Source organism: Novosphingobium sp. RL4, from assembly GCF_035658495.1.
Taxonomy (GTDB): domain Bacteria; phylum Pseudomonadota; class Alphaproteobacteria; order Sphingomonadales; family Sphingomonadaceae; genus Novosphingobium.
On the sequence record NZ_CP141945.1, the window covers coordinates 1,432,557 to 1,447,728 of the forward strand.

At 66.0% G+C, this 15,172-nt stretch carries 12 protein-coding genes; 8 read left to right on the plus strand and 4 right to left on the minus strand.

The features are described from left to right. Positions 1-2 precede the first annotated feature (2 nt). Entirely contained in the window at positions 3-1,424 is a 1,422-nt protein-coding gene (locus U9J33_RS23290) for an amino acid permease (RefSeq protein WP_324699322.1), read from the minus strand. A 20-nt stretch (positions 1,425-1,444) separates the two neighbouring features. After that, on the minus strand, positions 1,445-2,104 hold the full coding sequence (locus U9J33_RS23295; RefSeq protein WP_324699324.1) for a GntR family transcriptional regulator: 660 nt from the start codon (positions 2,102-2,104) through the stop codon (positions 1,445-1,447). Positions 2,105-2,368: 264 nt separating this feature from the next. Here U9J33_RS23295 and U9J33_RS23300 point away from each other — a divergent pair, with 264 nt between their 5' ends. Both U9J33_RS23300 and U9J33_RS23305 read left to right on the plus strand, forming a co-directional pair. Then, a complete protein-coding gene (locus U9J33_RS23300; protein WP_054435933.1) occupies positions 2,369-3,589 on the plus strand; it encodes an NAD(P)/FAD-dependent oxidoreductase in 1,221 nt (406 codons plus the stop codon). A 12-nt stretch (positions 3,590-3,601) separates the two neighbouring features. Next, entirely contained in the window at positions 3,602-4,789 is a 1,188-nt protein-coding gene (locus U9J33_RS23305) for a Xaa-Pro peptidase family protein (RefSeq protein WP_324699325.1), read from the plus strand. 6 nt (positions 4,790-4,795) lie between these two features. On the opposite strand, the gene U9J33_RS23310 is transcribed toward U9J33_RS23305, so the two are convergent. Next, positions 4,796-6,568 carry an SLC13 family permease gene (locus tag U9J33_RS23310; RefSeq protein ID WP_324699326.1) on the minus strand — a complete coding sequence of 591 codons (1,773 nt, stop codon included), beginning with the start codon at positions 6,566-6,568 and terminating at the stop codon, positions 4,796-4,798. A gap of 273 nt (positions 6,569-6,841) precedes the next feature. Here U9J33_RS23310 and U9J33_RS23315 point away from each other — a divergent pair, with 273 nt between their 5' ends. Next, positions 6,842-8,566, plus strand: a complete 1,725-nt coding sequence (locus tag U9J33_RS23315) for a GGDEF domain-containing protein (protein ID WP_324699328.1) — start codon at positions 6,842-6,844, stop codon at positions 8,564-8,566. Here the strand turns inward: U9J33_RS23315 and U9J33_RS23320 are convergent. After that, on the minus strand, positions 8,563-9,813 hold the full coding sequence (locus tag U9J33_RS23320) for a phospholipase A (RefSeq protein WP_185999455.1): 1,251 nt from the start codon (positions 9,811-9,813) through the stop codon (positions 8,563-8,565). The two genes, U9J33_RS23315 and U9J33_RS23320, sit on opposite strands and share 4 nt — an antisense overlap. Before the next feature lie 337 nt (positions 9,814-10,150). On the opposite strand from U9J33_RS23320, the gene U9J33_RS23325 reads away from it, so the two are divergent. The 5 genes from U9J33_RS23325 to U9J33_RS23345 are packed head-to-tail and all read left to right on the plus strand — an operon-like array spanning position 10,151 to position 15,151. Then, on the plus strand, positions 10,151-10,597 hold the full coding sequence (locus U9J33_RS23325) for a spore coat U domain-containing protein (RefSeq protein ID WP_324699329.1): 447 nt from the start codon (positions 10,151-10,153) through the stop codon (positions 10,595-10,597). A 59-nt stretch (positions 10,598-10,656) separates the two neighbouring features. Continuing rightward, complete coding sequence (locus U9J33_RS23330) at positions 10,657-11,343, plus strand: molecular chaperone (RefSeq protein WP_324699330.1); 687 nt, start codon at positions 10,657-10,659, stop codon at positions 11,341-11,343. Between the two features lie 12 nt (positions 11,344-11,355). Further along, positions 11,356-13,659, plus strand: coding sequence for a fimbria/pilus outer membrane usher protein (locus U9J33_RS23335; RefSeq protein WP_324699331.1), 2,304 nt, complete (start codon positions 11,356-11,358; stop codon positions 13,657-13,659). Then, positions 13,656-14,135, plus strand: coding sequence for a spore coat U domain-containing protein (locus U9J33_RS23340; protein WP_324699333.1), 480 nt, complete (start codon positions 13,656-13,658; stop codon positions 14,133-14,135). The genes U9J33_RS23335 and U9J33_RS23340 overlap by 4 nt, the downstream gene beginning before the upstream one ends. A 56-nt stretch (positions 14,136-14,191) precedes the next feature. Continuing rightward, positions 14,192-15,151, plus strand: coding sequence for a GAF domain-containing protein (locus tag U9J33_RS23345; RefSeq protein ID WP_324699335.1), 960 nt, complete (start codon positions 14,192-14,194; stop codon positions 15,149-15,151). The last annotated feature ends 21 nt before the right edge of the window (positions 15,152-15,172 follow it).

A 15,172-nucleotide genomic window follows, 5' to 3' on the forward strand; every position in this document is an offset into this window, starting at 1 on the left:
TGTCAGGCCACTGCCGCCGCTGCCTCGCGTCCGGCTTCGCTGCGGCTGCGGCCGTAGAGGAAGTAGACGAGGAGGCCGATCACGTTCCAGGCGCCGAAGCGGACCAGTGTGCTCTCGGGCAGGCTGAACAGCAGATAGGCGCAGCCCAGGATCGTCAGCGTACCGACAACGTAAGGCTGCGGGCAGCGGAACAGGCGCTTCAGGTCCGGCGCACGGCGGCGCAGGATCATCAGGCACGCGCCGACCGAGATGAAGGCGATCAGGGTGCCGGCATTGGCGAGTTCCGCGATCTCGTCGAGACGGAAGATACCGGCGACGACCGCGATCGAGATGCCGGTCATCAGCGTGATGCGGGTGGGGGCGCCGGTGCGCGGGCTGATCTTGGCGAGGCTGCGCGGCAGCAGGCCGTCGCGGGCCATGACGAAGAACACGCGGCTCTGGCCGTACATCATCACGAGGATGACGGAAGGCAGGGCGAGCACGGCGGCAAAGGCGATCAGGTGCGCGGCAACCGGCTGGCCGAGCTGGCGCAGCACGAGGGCGAGCGGTTCGGGCGAGTTGGCAAGCTGCTGGAAGGGCAGGGCGCCGATCGCGGTAATCGCAACGGCCATGTAGATCGCGGTGCAGACGACCATCGAGCCGATGATGCCGATGGTAAGGTCGCGGCCGGGGTTCTTGGCTTCCTCGGCCGAAGTGGCGACTGCGTCGAAGCCGTAGAAGGCGAAGAACACGATGGCGGCGGCGGCCATGACCCCGCGCTTCTGCCCTTCCACTTCGGTGCTGCCGAAGCCGTAGGGCATGAAGGGTTCAAGGTTGCCGCCCTGGAAGGCGGGCAGCGCCATGACGACGAAGATCGTGAGCGCGACGAGCTTGATGATGACCAGCACGATGTTGAGCGTGGCGCTTTCGCGGGTGCCGGCGATCAGCATGCCCATGACGGCCAGCGCCACCAGCACGGCAGGCAGGTTGACGATGCCGCCGCCGTGCGGGCCGACCAGCAGCGCGTGGGGCAGATGGATGCCCGCCGACTGGATCCAGCCGACCAGATATCCGGACCAGCCGACCGCGACGGTGGAGCAGGCCAGCGAATATTCGAGAATCAGGCTCCAGCCGACGATCCAGGCGATGGTTTCGCCCATGGCGGCATAGGAGAAGGTGTAGGCGCTGCCGGCGGCCGGGATCATCGTCGCCATTTCCGCATAGGCAAGCGCGGCGCAGGCGCAGACCGCGCCGGCGATCGCGAAGGCGAGGATCACGGCCGGTCCCGCGCGCTCCGCGCCGACGCCGGTCAGGGTGTAGATGCCGGTGCCGACGATGGCGCCGACGCCAAGGGCGATCAGGTGAGGCCAGCTCAGGGTCTTGGCCAGGGAATGCCCGGAGTCGCGTTGTGAGAGTTTTTCTATCGATTTACGCGGTCCGAGCATGGATCCCCCTGGTTATGGTCTCAGCCGGTTGTCTGGCTGGCGGTAAAATGAGCGCGCAAGTCGTCAAGCGTGCTGGCGATGTGCTGGGTGAGCAGGCCCTGCACCTTGTCCGCCTCTCCGGCGATCCAGGCATCGAGCAGGTCACGGTGTTCCATATGCGCGCGGTCGCCGCGGCCCGCCGGTTCGAGGTGGGCGATCACATAGCGTTCGGCGAGCACTTCGAGGCGCTCGACAAGCTGCGTGGTAAGCAGGCGCTTGCCCGGGCGGACCAGGGCGACGTGGTATTCGCGGTTGCGCACGGCAACGTCGCTGAGATTTTCCTTGGCCGCGGCGTCAAGCACTTCGAAGGCCTTGATCGCGGCCTGCCGGTCGGCATCATCGGCCTTGGTGCAGGCATAGGCTGCGGCGGCGGGTTCGGTCGCAAGGCGCAGGAGATAGATCTCTTCGGCCTGATCGCTCGACATCGGGCGGACGAACCAGCCGCGATTGGCCTGGCTGGTCAGCAGACCCTCATGTTCGAGCCGCGCCAGCGCTTCACGCAGCGGGATCTTGCTCACGCCCAGTTCTGCGGCCAGCGCATCCTGCCGGACCGGCTCCATCACGGGGAGCTTTCCTTCGACGATCCTTTCGCGGATCACGTCGAAAATGCGTTCAGCAAGGGTGCGGACGACGATTGTCACCAATGAATCTCCATACAACTCTCGACGGCGCGATACGCCTCCGATCTAACGTATACGGTAGATGATCCCAAATGACGCTGCAATGCGACCTTTTCCGACCAGCGATTGCGTTTTGTTAATCGCGACCCTTCACCGCCCCGGCGAACCGGGACGTTGTGATTTCGGTGGATCGAGACGTTCATGGCGCGGTGCAAAGCCTTGTGCGGACGGGCGGTGATTGATATATGGTATACGATATAGTCTGACTTATGCAACGGAGTTTTTGTGGGGTCCATTGGAATTGTCGGTGGCGGGGTGGTCGGGCTCTGCACGGGCATCGAATTGCTCGAAGCAGGGCACCAGGTTGCGCTTGTCGATGACGATACCGAGGGCAAGGCGGCATCCTGGGGCAACGCGGGGCACATCGCGGTCGAACAGGTGGAACCGCTTGCCTCCATGGACATGGTGCGCAGCCTGCCGCAGCGCCTGTTCCTGCGCGGCGGACCGCTGGGCTTCCCGCCTGCCGCCATGGCGGAATGGGTGCCTTTCGGGCTGCGCCTGCTTGCCGCCGCCCGTCCGGCGCGGTTCCGCAAGGGCTGCGAGGCCCTGGCACCGCTTCTGGCCGGCTCGATGCCTGCGTGGATTTCGATGACCGAGCGCATCGGGGCGCCGGAACTGCTTCGCCAGGATGGCCATTTCGTGCTCTGGCACGGGGAAAGCGCCGCTCGCGAAGGCCGTGCTTCATGGCAGGCGGCGGAAACCGGTACCGCGCAAGTGCATGAGGCGACACCGGCCGAACTGGCGATGCTGTCCGGTCTCGGCAAGCAGCCGGTAGCCGGCGCGATCCGTTTCTCCGGTAGCGGCCAGATCGCGGACCTCGGCGATTTGCGGACTGCCTTGCGCAAGGCTTTCGCCGAGCGGGGTGGTACTTTCGTGGCCCGGCGCGGGGAATTGCGGATGGCGGGAGGCCGCGTCGAGATCGGCGGTGTCGATGCCGAGCAGGTGCTGGTCTGTGCGGGCGTGCGCTCGCGCGAATTGATGGAGCATCTCGGCCACAAGGTGCCGATGATCGCCGAACGCGGCTATCACGTCCGCGCCGATGCCGGCGTGTGGGCTGCCGACCTGCCGCCGGTGGTCTTCGAGGAACGCTCGATGATCGTCACGCGCTATCGAAGCGCAGTGCAGGCGGCGAGTTTCGTCGAACTCGGGACGGTCGATGCGCCTGCCGATCCGCGCAAGTGGGAGCGGCTGGAGCGCCATGTCGCGGAGCTTGGCCTGCCCATCGGAGGGCCGTTCCGCCGCTGGATGGGCTGCCGCCCGACCCTGCCGGACTATCTTCCCGCCATCGGCCGCTCGACGAAGGCATCCAATCTCTTCTATGCCTTCGGTCATCAGCACCTAGGGCTTACACTTGCGCCGATCACGGCGCGGCTGGTCACATCGATGGTCGCGGGCAAGCAGCCGGAGCTGCCGCTCGCGCCGTTCGATATCCAGCGCTTCGCATAAAGGAATAACGACATGATTGGCGGATCGACCGCAGAGATCGAACTGGCCGGGCTCGAAGCCTGGGCCGACCGCGCCCCGGCCATCGCCGTGGCCGAGCGCGAGGCGCGGATGGCACGCGCGGCGGAACTGACGGACCGGCTCGGCGCCGATGCGCTGCTGGTCAATGCCGGAGCCTCGCTGCGCTACTTCTCGGGCCTGCCCTGGGGGCAGACCGAACGTCTTGTCGCCATGCTGCTCGTCCCCGGACGCAAGCCGATCATGATCTGCCCGCATTTCGAGATCGGCACGCTGGAAGCCGATCTCGCGATTCCGGTGGACATCCGTTCGTGGCAGGAAGACGAAGATCCGGTCGCACTGGTGGTTCGGGTGCTTGCGGAAATCGGCGCGAAGACGTTGGCGATTGACCCGGAACTGCCCTTCCACTTCGCCGAGCGCATCCGGCAGGGCGGTTCGGCCAGGCCGGTCGATGCGATGCCGGTCATCAAGCAGTGCCGCATGGTCAAGTCCGCCGCGGAACTTGCGCTGATGCAGCAGGCCAAGAACATGACCCTGCTGGTCCATCAGGCTGCCGCGCGCATCCTGCGCCCCGGTATCCGCCAGAGCGAGGTGGTCCACTTCATCGATGCCGCGCATCGCAAGCTCGGCGCCAGCGGGTCGAGCTTCTGCATCGTCCAGTTCGGTGAGGCGACCGCCTATCCGCACGGGCTTCCGGGCGACCGCGAGCTGAAGGAAGGCCAGCTCGTGCTCGTCGACACGGGCTGCACCATCCAGGGCTACCATTCCGACATCACCCGCACTTACGCTTTCGGCGATGTCTCGCAGGATATCCGCCGCATCTGGGACATCGAGAAGGAAGCCCAGCAGGCCGCCTTCGACGCCGTGCGTCCCGGCGAGCCTTGCGAAGCGGTCGACTATGCCGCGCGTGTCGTGCTCGAAAAGGCCGGGCTGGGGCCTGACTACAACCTGCCGGGCCTACCGCACCGTACCGGCCACGGCATCGGCCTTTCGATCCACGAACCAGCCTATCTCGTGCGCGGTGACAAGACGCCTCTGGAGCCGGGCATGTGCTTCTCCAACGAGCCGATGATCGTGGTTCCGCAGAAGTTCGGCGTGCGTCTGGAAGATCACATGTTCGTTACCGAGACCGGCGCGCAGTGGTTCACGCAGCCGCAGGTCGCCATCGACCGTCCGTTCGCGTAATAGCCGCTACAGCGGCCAGCAGTAGATGATGAGCGGCGTCCCGATTCCCAGCACGAGCAGGGAAAGCGGGGCGCCCAGCCGGGCGTAGTCGCCGAACCGATAGCCGCCCGGCCCCATCACCAGCGTGTTGCACTGGTGCCCGATTGGGGTGAGGAAGTCGCACCCGGCACCGATCGCCGTGGCCATGAGGAAGGCGTCCGGCCGGTAGCCAAGGTCGGTCGCGAAGACGGCGGCGATGGGAGCCACCACCAGCACCGTTGCCGCATTGTTGAGGAACGGCGTAACCGCCATCGAAGCGGCGAGTACCATCGCCACCGCACCCCATGGCGGCATGTCCCGTGCGAGCCTCGACAACTCGCTCGCCAGAATGTCGGATGCGCCCGTTGTCTGGAGGGTTTCGCTGACCGGGATCAGGGCGCCCAGCATCACCAGGATCGGCCATTCGATGGCTTCGTAGGCATCGTTCACCGGCAGGGCACCGGTGATGATGACCGCGCCAGCCGCCGCGAAGAACGCGACAGCCACCGGAATGAGCCCGGTTGCCGTCGTTATCATCGCCAGCGCGAGGATCGCCAGTGCCAGCCAGCCGCTGCGGCTCATGCCGAGCCGGATATGCCGCTGTGCCAGCGGAAGTACGCCAAGTTGCTGGAGGCGGCCGGGCATCTCCTCCAGGACGCCTTGAAGCACAACCACGTCGCCGGCCGCGAGCACGACATTGCCCGGCTTGTTGCGCAGGCTCTCGCCGCGGCGCGATATTGCCACGAGGCGCAGGCCCATCCGCTCCTTCAGCATCAACCGGCCGGCCGTATTTCCGACAAAGGCCGATTCCGTCGTTACCACGCCCTCGATCACGCCGATCTCGTCACGGGCGCGCTGATGCTCGTCGTCCTCCTCATGATCGTCGAGGGTGAGCTGCGAGCGGACGATGGCCCGTTCCAGCGCGTCGGGATCGCCGGAGAGGATAAGCACGTCGCCCTGCGCGATATGCGTGTCGGGATGCACGTCTCCGCGCAGGCCGGCGCGCAGGAGGGCCGTCACTTCTACTTCGCCGTCGTGGTGGTCGACGAACTCCCCGATCGTCTCGCCGATGGCACTCGACAGTTCCGAGACGGTGGCCTCGGTCGTGTAGTCCGAAATGTTGAGCGCTTCTCCCATGGTCGCGGCGGCGCGCCGGTCCGCGGGCACGAGCCGGTAGCCGAAGCGCAGGAACACGAGCCCGATCACCAGCATGCCGAGCCCCGTCGGCAGATAGTCGAACATGCGGAAGGGCTCGCCGGTCAGCTCCTCGCGCACGCGGCTGACGATGATATTGGGCGAAGTGCCGATCATGGTGGTCAACCCGCCGAGCAGCGAGGCGAACGCCATGGGCATGAGGAAGCGGGAGGGGTTGGAATGGCTGCGCCGGGCCATCTGCGAGGCGGCCGGCATCATCATCGCCAATGCGCCGATGTTCTTGATGAGACCGGAAACGACGCCGACGGACGCCGTCAGCACGAACAGTTGCGAACCGGGCCGTCGTACCCATTGGCTGACCCAGTTCACTGCCTGCTCGACGACACCGGTCCGCTGCACGGCAGCGGAAAGCACCAGCGCGGAGGCAATGATGATGACGATATCGTCGGAGAACCCCGAAAATGCCTTCTCCGGCGGGACGAGGCCCAGCGCCAGCGCGGCAAGGAGGGCGATGATCGCCGTGACATCGTAGCGGAAACGGCCCCAGACGAAGAGAATCATCATGCCGCACAGGGTGGCGATGGAAAGCCACTGGTTCAGGGTCATCGGAACTCGCTCTGGACTGCCGCGATATCGGCATATCCATGTAATGCTCGAGCGCCCTCAAGGTGCCGGGGGCGCCAACGTTCTCGCCCGAGTATGGCGTTGAACAGGAGCACTATTCCCGTGCGGCCATCAAGGAGCATCCCTCCCTGGCGCTGTTCCCTGCCGGTTAGTCCATGCAATTGATTTTGGTTAATCGAGTAACCTTGTTGAACTAGGGGATGTGCCATAGGTCGCTGCGCAATGGTTTGCGAATCGCCATTCTTCCGTCGTGCCGTGCGGGCCCTGACTTTCCTCTGCGCATTTCTGTGCATGGGATCGGCGGGCGTCGCATCGGCGGAAGTCCTGCGATTGGGGCAGCCCCTGTGCCACGCCGTCAGCTCCGTGGTGCCCGCGGGCGACGCGATCCCGGAAAACTTCGCCTGCACCGGAAAGCCGCAAGGCTATCAGAAAGGCACGCTCTGGCTGCATGACATGCTGCCGATCGGGGCCGACGAGCAGGACGATCTCTCTCTTATCATCCACAGTTCCCGGTTCGACAGGCTCTTCGTCTACTTCACTTATGCCGACGGCGCGATGGAACGGCAGGACGTGCGCAGCGGCGATTTCGGCTCGCACTGGCGTGCGGGCGGGCAGCTCGCCTTTCGTGCGCCGCACCGCGATGTTCCGCTGGTGGGCGTGACGATGCGGTTCGACAAGGTGGCCAGCGCGAACCTGCTTCGCATGAGGCTGGTAGGCCGCGGCGAGGAGAGCACGCAAACGACCGGACTGGCGACGTCGATCGGCGCCGCGCTCGTGCTGCTGCTGGCGGGAGCCATCTACAATGCATCGCTGGCCGTGGCGGTGCGGCGGCAGTTTTCGGCCTGGCAGGCGGCCTGGGCCAGTTGCATGATCGTGTGGGGCGCCTGCTGGTCCCAGCTCCACCTGTTCTTCTTCCCGGGCATGGCGGGCGCTGTTTCCGCGCAGATCTGCACGGGCCTTTCATGCCTGGCGATCTCGCTGGCGACCCTGAGCGCGGTAACCGCATTGGACGAAGGATATGTCAGCCGCTGGGCACGGCGGACCGCACTGGTCCTGACCGGCTGCGTGGCGCTGCTGGGCGTGCCTCTTTCCTTCATGCGCTCGGGGCCGATCGATGCGCTGGCCGGGGTTTTGGGCATCCTCGTGCTGGCCAACCTGTTGGCGGTTGCATTCTGCATCGCCCAGGCCTGGCGCCGGGGCAGCCACGAGGCGCGCAGCTTCGCGGGGGCATGGTCCGTGCCGATGGTCGTCCTCGGTTCGATCGAGTTCATCGACACCAACACGATGTTCTGGGGCGGCGGCTCGCAGATACTGATCCTTTTCGCGGCGGCGTGGCAGACCTTGTGGCTGTCGGTTGCCGCATCGCGTTCGCACGCCCGGCTGCGGATCGAGCGCGATATGGCGCGCCAGGCTGAGGCGCAGGCCCAGGAACTGGCCCGCCGCGATTCGCTGACCGGCTTGCCCAATCGGCGCGGCTTCATCGAAAGGGTGGGCACCGTCCTCGAACAGTCGCAGCAACAGGGGGCCACGGTCGCCCTGCTGCTGATCGATGTCGACTGGTTCAAGTCGATCAACGATGTCTACGGACACGAGGCAGGCGATGTCGTGCTGGCCACGATCGCCCGGCAGATCGGCCCTCACGAAAGCCGGACCTGCACCGTCGCGCGGCTCGGCGGCGAGGAATTCGCGATGATGGTGGCCGGTCTCGAAGACTTCGCGCTCAAGCGCTTTGCCGAGGACGTTCGCCGGGAGATCGCCGCATGCGATCATGGCGAGGCGATCGGAAGGCGCAACGTCACCGTAAGCATCGGGCTGGCCAAAGCCGCGACCGGGGCGGATTTCCGTTCGCTCTATCGCCTTGCCGACGAAGCACTCTATGATGCCAAGCGTCAGGGACGGGATCAGGTCGTGGTCAGGACGCTGGACGTGCTCGATTCCTCCGCCGCGGAAGATATCGAGCGGGCCGCCCTGGGCAGTTAACGAACCAGGGCGAAGCCTATGCGCAGGCGTGTGGTGGAACGGTTGTAGTCGAGCAGGTTCTCGCCGTAGCCGGCAAAGCCCTGAACGAAGAGGTAGAGATCGGGCCCGCCGCCCAGCAGGCGGGGCAGCGGATAGGACAGGTCCGCGTTGACCGCGCCCTTGCCCGAGGACAGGTTCAGGCGCGTGGTGGCAGACAGCCGCCAGCCGTTTTCCTCGCCATACTGCACGAACAATCCGGTATTGCCGCGGTAGTGGAGGATGTCCGGGTTGCCGGACGTGCTTCCGACCGGGAACGTCAGGCGCGGCGCGATCATCAGGCGGCGGTCCTGGCCAAGCGGGATCGCGGCCATCGGGGCAATGTAGATACTGTTGATGCTGCGGGAATCGTCCCCGTCGCGGCCGTTCGATTCGTGCCGCAAGCCGCCCTGCAGAGCCAGGGAAATGCCGTTTTCCAGCACTTTGCTGGGCGTGACGTAGATGATCTCGGGCTGATAGTCGATGTTGCGGAACGGCATCGAGCGGGCGCGCAGGTCCCAGAACATGCGCTGGGTATAGGCCAGATGAAGGCCGTCCCGCCAGGAACCGGGAAGGTCGGCAGCGTGGCGGGAGCCGAACAGCCGGTATTCGAAGCTGAGCTGGATACGGGCCTCGGTATTGGTGCCGGGCCCGTAGACTGCGTAGATCGGTTCGTAAGGTGCGAGATTGTCGACGAAGGCATTACCCGCGCTCCGGTCGGACGGGGGAGCGGCGACAGGATGGGTTACAGGCTCGTTCTGCGCGAGTTGTGCCGGGGGCGAGGCTTCCGATGATGGCAGGGGCGGCGGGGCAAGATGGAGGGCAATCTGTTGCCCGCTCCACCGCGGGATCGAAACGAGCGCTCCATCGGAGGCCTTGTCTGCCGGAAGCCGGTAGCGCGCCCGGCCGAAGCCGCCGGGCGCGACGGTGATCTGCGCGGGCGTACCGGGCGCACGTTCGAGCGATACCGAGGTTTGCCGGCCTTCGGCACCGATCAGGGCTTCCACCCGATCGGGCAACGTGGTTGTGGCGGGAGTGGCGGCGGTGTTGAGAAAACGCAGGTCGATCAGCACGGCGCCGTCCGAGTCCCGCTCGCCGGCCTTGCCGATCAAGGCTTCCATCGGCTCGTCGGCCATGGCCGGCATCGGCGCGATGGAGGCAAGGATGCAGAGCGGCGCGAGCCCCGCCATGACATAGTGGCGGCGGTGCCTTGCGACGGGGCGAAGGGTCATCAAAGCTGTCCTGTTATCAATCGGCGCACCGCGAAAAATGAAGCGCGCTGGACCTTTGCCCAAGCCGCCCGGATGACCTGGACGGTATCAGCGCTTCCGCATTAGTACAAACAGATTAGGGGCATAGGACCTTCGCGCGAGGGCCCGGCCCTTGCCTTTGGGCGAGCGTGGGTCTGAAGCAAAGATGTCTGGCTTCTCCGCAAAGACCGAAACCCGGTGCGAATGAGATTCTCAAAGCCTTTCCGTTAGATGCGGCGACATGAACTCACATCGCATCTCATTCCGCCCCGGGACGTGTTCCGCAGCCACCGCGATTGCCATGCTCGCTGCGTCCTTCATGACCACCGGCGCCCATGCGGCCACCGCGACCACGCCGATGGCCGTCACCGCCACCGTCCAGTCGGCCTGCATCGTGGTGGCCACCCCGCTGGCATTCGGGACCTACGATCCTACCTCGGGATCGGTGAAGGATGCCAACAGCACGATTACCGTCACCTGCACCAGCGGCACGTCCTTCACCGTGGGCCTCAATCCGGGTTCGACGAGCGGCGCGACCGTCACCACCCGGCAGATGGCCAACGGCACCAACCGGCTTTCCTACGCTCTCTATAGCGACATCAACCACACGACCAACTGGGGCAACACGCCCGGCACCGATACGCCCACCGCGACCACGGCTACCGCTGTGCCTTCGCTCCTGACCGTCTACGGCCGTATCTCGGCGTCGCAGAACGTCCCGGCCGGCGCCTATACCGACAGTGTGACCGTCACGGTCAATTACTGAACATGGGGCCTTCCGGTCCCCGGCGGTTCGTCCTCGGCGCGCTGGCCGTCTTGGCGGCATTGTCCGCATTCGGCGCAAGCGCGGGCGCCAGCGCCTTGCGGGTGACGCCGATCCGGGTGGAGGTGCAGGCCGGCAAGCAGTTCTGCTCGCTCAGCATCGCCAATGACGGAGACCAGCCGGTGAGCGTGCAGGTTCGCGGCTATCGCTGGTCCAAGGACGAACGCGGCGCGGACGTGCTGGAAACGGCGGTGGGATTTCAGATCAATCCGACGATCGTGACGCTCAAGGCGCAGGAGTCGCGCCTCATCCGCTGCAGTCTGCCCCCGGCCGAAGGCGCCATCGAACAGACCTGGCGGCTGGTGTTCGATGAACTGCTCACGCCGGTCAGCGTTACCGTGCCCGGGGAAATCCGCGCGCTCCTGCGCATCAGCGTGCCCGTGTTTCGGGCGCCGGACGGGGCCTCCCCCGATATCTCGTGGACCTTGGTGAGGACGCCTGAAGGAGGGCAATCGGTTGTTCTCACCAATAGCGGAAGCCGGCACATCCGGGCTATCTCACTGGAACTCAAACCGTCTTCCGGCGCGGGGCAGCGGGTCGAGCGCGGATTTTACCTCCTGGCGGGAGGGCGCTTCGAGATTCCTGTAGCGCTTTCACAGGCCAGCCCGATCGCCGAGGTCCTCATCCAGACCGACGAAGGATCGATCACCCCGTCACGAGCCGCCGTTTCGGCCGGCCCGGGCCAGTGACAGGGAGGCGCCATGGCGAGGCGTTCACGCTATCGTCCGGCATGGACGGCATTTGCCGTCGCAGCCTGTCTTTGCGGCACGGCGGCCGAGGCGCAGCAGGGCGAGACGCCTATGCCGGTGGGAATCGTGCTGAACGGCCGCGATCTCCAGCGGCTGGGTCTCGTCGTCGTGGATGGTGAACGAATTTTCGTTCGCGTGTCCGACCTGCGCGAGTGGGGCATAGTCACCGCGTTTCGTACCGAGGTGCAGATCGAGGGCGAAAGCTATCTGGAGATCGGCAGCGAACAGGACATTTCCGGCCGCCTCGATCCTGATGGCGCAAACTTGCTGCTCGACGTCGATCCGGCCCATCTGCCGGAAACGCGCATCGGCGCCAGCGAGCGCGCGGTGCCGGTTGCGGAGGCGGTCCCCGTGGCCTTCATCGATTACGACCTTCATTTCACGCGGCAAAAGCGGGATAACTTTGTCTCCGCCGTGGTCGATGCCGGAGTATCCGGCCCGTGGGGCGTGGCGGGCACGAGCGCACTGGCCGAAAGCACGCGATCATCCGTTACCCGCCTCGACAGCACCTTTGTCCGCGATTTTCCCGAACAAAACCAGCGCCTTTCGGTGGGGGACACATTTACGCGAGGATCCGCGTGGAGCCAGTCGGCCCGCTTCGGAGGTATTCGCTTCGGAACCGATTTCTCGCTCGATCCCGCCCGGATAACCTATCCGCTCCCCTCTGTCAGCGGCAGCGCACTGCTGCCTTCCACGGTCGAGCTTGCATCGCGAGCCGCCAGCCAGTCGCTCGCAGTCGAACCCGGCCGGTTCGCGTTCGATTACCGGCCCCGTTTCACCGGAGCGGGGGAAGTGACGATGATCGTGCGCGATATTGCCGGCAACGAGCGGACCGTAAGCCGCAGCTTCTATTCAAGCACGGCACTGCTGCGCCCCGGCCTATCGGAATTTTCGCTGGAGGCCGGAGCGCTGCGGGAGGACTATGGCTACCGCAGTTTCGCCTATGGCGAAGCCTTTGCGGCTGCCTCCTATCGCCGGGGCCTCACCCCGGTCCTGACCCTGGAAGGCCGCGCCGAGGGCAGCGGGCGGACGCGGATGGCAGGGGGCGCGGCGACACTGGTGATCCAGCCCATCGGTGAAATGCGGCTGAGCGCGGCCGCCTCGCAGGGCGATGCCGGACACGGCCGCCTCTATCAGGTCCAGTTCCAGCGCCTGACGCCGGGCTACTCGATCACGGCGAGCTACCGGGCTGCGGATGCGGGCTTCAGGCAGGTGGGCGACAATGTGCGCGAGCGGGAAGCGCGGCGGGAACTCACCGTCTCGGGCAGTCTGGTGCTGGGCAGGCTGGGCGGGCTCAATGCAAGCTACCTGCGCATCGTGGAGGGCCGTCGCCACCAGTCGATTTCGTCGGTGGGGTATTCGACCAACGTGGGCCGGGTTTTTCTGTCCCTCGGGGCGCAGCGTTTCGACAGCGACGACGGCACCGTGACATCGGGATTCGCGAGCCTGACCTTGCCGCTGGGCCAGGGGCGCCACGTGGGTTTTTATGCCGACCAGGAAAGCGCCGCGGCGACGTATGAGAAGGCGGCGCCATCGGGTCGGGGGCTGGGGTACCGCGCGGTGGGCGGATATGAAGACGATCGCGGTGTCTGGGTGGAGGGAGCGGCAACCCTGCGCGCGGCTGCGGGGCAACTCGATATTGCTGCGGCCCGGCGGGGCGGCGATATCATGGCGCGGCTTGAGGCGCGCGGCGCTCTCGTCGTGACGGGCGGAGGGCTGGTCGCCACGCCCAGCGTCGACAATGCCCTGGCGGTGGTGGAGGTGCCGGGCTCCAGCGCGGTGGACGTCATGCTCGAAAATCAGCCCACCGCCAGAAGGGCGGGGGGAGGGCGGCTGGCCGTGGTGACCGGTCTTCAGCCCTATGTCGCCAACCGGATATCGATCGATCCGTCCGAATTGCCGATTTCGGGCGAACTCGGCGCTGCCGAACAGGTCGTCGCGCCGGGGTGGCGACAGGCCGCGCGGGTCTCGTTCGGCAGTCGCGAGGTGCATCCCGTCCGCTTGCGTCTGGTGGATGAGGGAGGTTCTCCCTTGCCACCCGGCCTTGTCGTGACCGGGGGGGAAGGAGACGCCATGTTCACGGGTTACGACGGGGAGGTCTTCCTTGCCGATTATCAGGCACGCGCGATCCTGACGGTGGAGAGGGCTGGCGGGAGCCGATGCCGTGTCCTGCTGCCGTCCAGCGCTCCCGCCGACGCGCTGGCGGCGCCGCTGGCCGTTACCTGCACGGCGGTCCCATCGAAGGCTGGAGAATGATGCGTAAAACCCTGCTGCTTCTGGCGATGGCCGCCGGATCGTCCCTCGCATCGCCGGCGCAGGCGCTTTGCGTCCTGTGCACCTGCTCCGCTTCGACGACCGGGCTTGCCTTCGGGCCATACGATCCCAGTTCGCCCGGCCCCCGCGATGCCAATGCCACGGTCACGATAAACTGTTCGGGCGTGGCCGCCTTGCTGGGCAATATCGACGTGGCCCTGAGCCCGGGCGGGGCGAGCAGCATCCCGCTTCGGCGCATGGTACAGGGCAGCGAACAACTGGTTTACAACATCTATTCCGACGCGACCTACACCGCCCTGTGGGGCGATGGTTCGGGCGGCACGGCCGGGGTATCGCTGCCTTTCAATGGACTGCTCAGCTATACCGCCACCGTTACCGCCTACGGCCGGATTCCGACGCACCAGTACGTAAAACCGGGCCCCTACACGGACACGGTGACGGTGACGGTCACGTACTGATCGCTCAGCGTTTGACTTCGCGGGGGATGCCGGTGATCTTCCCGGCAGGAGATGAGATGAGTCGGAACGGCCCTCGCCATATCGACGTGGTACTCGACGCGGTGCGCTCGCCGAGCAGCGCCGGCACTTCTGCGGTTACTGCATCCTGGTGCCGCTCGCTCCTGCATCATGGGCTTGATCCCGGCACCGGAGCCAAGCGTTCGCGCGTCGAAGCCGCCCTGCTGGCGCATCGGCGCAGCGAACATGCCGCCTTGCTCACGGTGGCGCAGCCGGTGCTTGACCAGATGTTTCGTTCAGTGGGCCGATCCGGCTGCGGTGTCATCCTCAGCGACCCGACCGGCATCGTGCTCGATCGCCGCGTGTGCGACGGCGATGCCGATGAATTCAATGCCGTCGGGCTGGTCGAGGGCGGCCGCTGGGGAGAGGCGGAAGAAGGCACCAACGGCATCGGCACCTGCCTGTTCGAGGATCAGCCGGTCGTCATCCACCGGGACCAGCACTTCGCCAGCCGCAATGTCGGCATAAGCTGCATGGATGCCCCCCTTCACGATCACAGCGGCCGCCTGATCGGTGCGCTCGACGTGTCGAGCTATCGGCAGGATCATGGCCCGGCGATGGCGGAACTGGTGTCGGCGCTCGTGCGGGATGCCGCGCGGCGTATCGAGCGGGACTATTTCTGCCAGCATTTCGCCGGTGCGCGGATCGTGTTCCTGTCCGAGGACCCGACTCATGGCTCCGCGCTTCTCGCGACGGATCGTGACGATCTGGTGATCGGCGCCAGTCGCGGCGCAAGGATGAAACTGCGCCTGACCGACGCGATGCTGGCACAGCCACGCCCGCTGGACCAGTTGCTCGGCACCGACACGCGCGGCCCATCGTTCGAGGACGGAGACCGCACGATCCTGCGCCGCGCGCTGGCGCAAGCTGGCGGAAACGCCAGTGCGGCGGCACGCATTCTCGGAGTCGGCAGGGCAACTCTCTATCGCCGCATGGCGAAGGCCGGGCTTTCGCGCTGAGGCAGATCATCCGTTCGGTGA

Coding starts and splice junctions, on each gene's coding strand:
- U9J33_RS23290 (WP_324699322.1), bottom strand. CDS start 1,424: ATGCTCGGACCGCGTAAATCGATAGAAAAACTCTCACAACGCGACTCC.
- U9J33_RS23305 (WP_324699325.1), top strand. CDS start 3,602: ATGATTGGCGGATCGACCGCAGAGATCGAACTGGCCGGGCTCGAAGCC.
- U9J33_RS23310 (WP_324699326.1), bottom strand. CDS start 6,568: ATGACCCTGAACCAGTGGCTTTCCATCGCCACCCTGTGCGGCATGATG.
- U9J33_RS23320 (WP_185999455.1), bottom strand. CDS start 9,813: ATGACCCTTCGCCCCGTCGCAAGGCACCGCCGCCACTATGTCATGGCG.
- U9J33_RS23325 (WP_324699329.1), top strand. CDS start 10,151: ATGACCACCGGCGCCCATGCGGCCACCGCGACCACGCCGATGGCCGTC.
- U9J33_RS23335 (WP_324699331.1), top strand. CDS start 11,356: ATGGCGAGGCGTTCACGCTATCGTCCGGCATGGACGGCATTTGCCGTC.
- U9J33_RS23340 (WP_324699333.1), top strand. CDS start 13,656: ATGATGCGTAAAACCCTGCTGCTTCTGGCGATGGCCGCCGGATCGTCC.
- U9J33_RS23345 (WP_324699335.1), top strand. CDS start 14,192: ATGAGTCGGAACGGCCCTCGCCATATCGACGTGGTACTCGACGCGGTG.